3 protein-coding genes are annotated in these 2,640 nt (G+C 32.8%); all 3 read left to right on the forward strand.

The window, feature by feature from the left end; translation table 11 throughout:
• Positions 1-18 precede the first annotated feature (18 nt).
• The gene (gene dnaN, locus AN959_RS13555) at positions 19-1,155 is read left to right on the forward strand and encodes a DNA polymerase III subunit beta (RefSeq protein WP_053591129.1); all 1,137 of its coding nucleotides are present in this window, start codon (positions 19-21) and stop codon (positions 1,153-1,155) included.
• 100 nt (positions 1,156-1,255) lie between these two features.
• The gene (gene yaaA, locus AN959_RS13560) at positions 1,256-1,483 is read left to right on the forward strand and encodes a S4 domain-containing protein YaaA (protein WP_053591128.1); all 228 of its coding nucleotides are present in this window, start codon (positions 1,256-1,258) and stop codon (positions 1,481-1,483) included.
• Position 1,484: 1 nt separating this feature from the next.
• Entirely contained in the window at positions 1,485-2,600 is a 1,116-nt protein-coding gene (recF, locus tag AN959_RS13565; RefSeq protein WP_053591127.1) for a DNA replication/repair protein RecF, read from the forward strand.
• Positions 2,601-2,640 lie beyond the last annotated feature (40 nt).

Here is a 2,640-nt window from a genome sequence, read left to right on the forward strand (position 1 = left end):
TATAAGTGAGGTAACAAAATGAAATTCGATATAGCAAGAGATAGTTTGTTAGAAGGATTAAATAATGTAATGAAAGCAGTAAGTTCTAAAACAACAATTCCAATATTAACTGGGTTAAAATTAGAAGTTTTAGATAAAGGACTTTACATTACCGGAAGTGATTCAGATATCACCATACAGACATTTATTCCTGTAGAGAAAAACGGAGAACAAATTATACGAATTACTGAAACTGGTTCCATTGTTTTACAAGCAAGAGTCTTTAATGAAATTGTACGTAAACTTCCAACAAATGATGTAGAGATTGAAGTAACAAACCAATTTCAAACACATATACGATCAGGTAAATCTGAATTTAATTTAATTGGACTTGATGCATCTGAGTATCCATTACTTCCACAGATTGAAGAGAATCATCAATTTTTCATCCCATCTGATTTATTAAAATCAATTATTAAAGAGACAGTGTTTGCTGTATCAACTTCTGAAAGTCGACCTGTACTTACTGGTGTTAACTGGGTAGTAAAAGATGGGGAACTTCATTGTGTAGCGACAGATAGTCACCGTCTTGCTAGAAGAAAAACAGCTGTCAAAGACTTACCTAACGAAGAATATACTGTGGTTATTCCAGGTAAAAGCCTAAATGAATTAAACAAAATCTTAGAAGAGACTTCTTCAGAAGTAGCAATCGTCATTACGCCACAACAAATTTTGTTTAAAACGGAAGATGTTTTGTTTTATTCTAGATTACTTGAAGGAAACTATCCGGATACTTCCAGATTAATACCTAGTGAATATAAAACGACGATTATCGTAAACGGTAAATCATTATTGCAAGCAATTGATCGTGCTTCTTTACTCGCTAGAGAAGAAAGAAACAATGTAGTTCGTTTTACAACGATTGGACAGGGTCTGGTTGAGGTATCATCCAATTCACCGGAAATCGGAAATGTAGAAGAACAAATTCAAGCGGAGTCAATTGAGGGAGAAGAATTAAAAATTTCCTTTAGTGCAAAATATATGATGGATGCATTAAAAGCAATTGATGGACAAGACATAAAAATTCTGTTTTCAGGAGCAATGAGACCTTTTGTATTGAAGTCGGTCCATGATGACTCCATCCTGCAACTTATATTACCAGTAAGAACATATTAATATTTTTGATAGTCACAAAGGTGGCTATCTTTTTTTTACTTATTTGCTGATTTAGAGTAAAATGAAGGGATAATGAAAATGAGAAGAGGTTGAATTACTTTTGGAAGAGATTCGTTTTGACTCAGAATTTATCACACTTGGTCAATTATTGAAAATGACGGATGCAATAGATTCGGGTGGAATGGCTAAGTGGTTTTTAAGCGAAAATATTGTTTATGTAAATGGTGAAGTGGATCAACGAAGAGGACGTAAACTTCGAAATAAAGATATAGTGAATATTCCAGGAGTAGGAAGATTCCAAATGGTTGGACCAGAGAACGGGGATTGATATGTACATTGAACGATTAGAATTAAAAGATTACCGTAATTATGATTCAATTCAATTGGATTTTTCCTCTAAAATTAATGTCTTTATCGGAGAAAATGCGCAAGGAAAAACAAATTTAATGGAATCTCTTTATGTTTTATCAATGGCAAAGTCTCATAGAACAGCTAATGATAAAGAATTGATACGCTGGGAAGCAGACTATGGTAAAATAAAAGGTGACATTCAAAAAAAATATGGTCGTTTACCTTTAGAATTATTATTATCAAAAAAAGGTAAAAAAGCTAAAGTTAACCACCTTGAGCAAACGAAGCTTAGTAATTACATTGGACAGTTGAATGTCGTTATGTTTGCTCCAGAAGATTTATACTTAGTAAAAGGTAGTCCACAAGTCAGAAGACGATTTCTTGACATGGAAATCGGACAAATTTCCCCTGTTTATTTACATGATTTACTTCAATTCCAAAAGATATTAAAACAACGCAATCATATTTTAAAACAGCATCAAGGGAAATCACTGTTAAACGATGTCATGTTTGATGTATATACAGAACAATATATAGATGCAGCTATAAAAGTTATTCAAAAAAGATATCAATTCATGGAATTATTACAAAAATGGGCTGAACCAATTCATCTTGGTATTTCTAGAGGTCTTGAAAAGTTGACCGTTTCCTATCAAACATCTTCTGGTATACATGCAGAGTGGACTGAAAGTGAGATGAAAGAATTTCTAGAAAAGAAATTATTTGAAAGCCAAAAAAGAGAACTTGATAGAGGCATAACCCTTACTGGTCCTCATCGAGATGATCTTCAGTTTTTTGTTAATGACTACGATGTACAAACATATGGATCTCAAGGACAACAGCGTACAACTGCATTATCGTTGAAGCTTGCGGAAATTGAATTGATAAAACAGGAGGTAGGTGAAGCTCCTGTTTTATTGCTGGATGATGTTTTATCTGAATTGGATGATTATAGACAGTCACATTTGTTAAATACTATACAAGGTGACGTTCAAACATTTGTTACTACTACAAGTGTAGATGGTCTTACACATGAAACGATTCAACAAGCACAATTGTTTCATGTGGAACAAGGTGCAGTCGTAATAAAATAATAATCTAAATACTGAATATTAGTTTTTAGGATTTTAAATA

Source organism: Psychrobacillus sp. FJAT-21963 (assembly GCF_001420585.1).
Lineage (GTDB): Bacteria > Bacillota > Bacilli > Bacillales_A > Planococcaceae > Psychrobacillus.

Bases quoted from the DNA above. Each gene is read 5' to 3' on its own strand.
- dnaN (WP_053591129.1), top strand. From the start codon at position 19: ATGAAATTCGATATAGCAAGAGATAGTTTGTTAGAAGGATTAAATAAT.
- recF (WP_053591127.1), top strand. From the start codon at position 1,485: ATGTACATTGAACGATTAGAATTAAAAGATTACCGTAATTATGATTCA.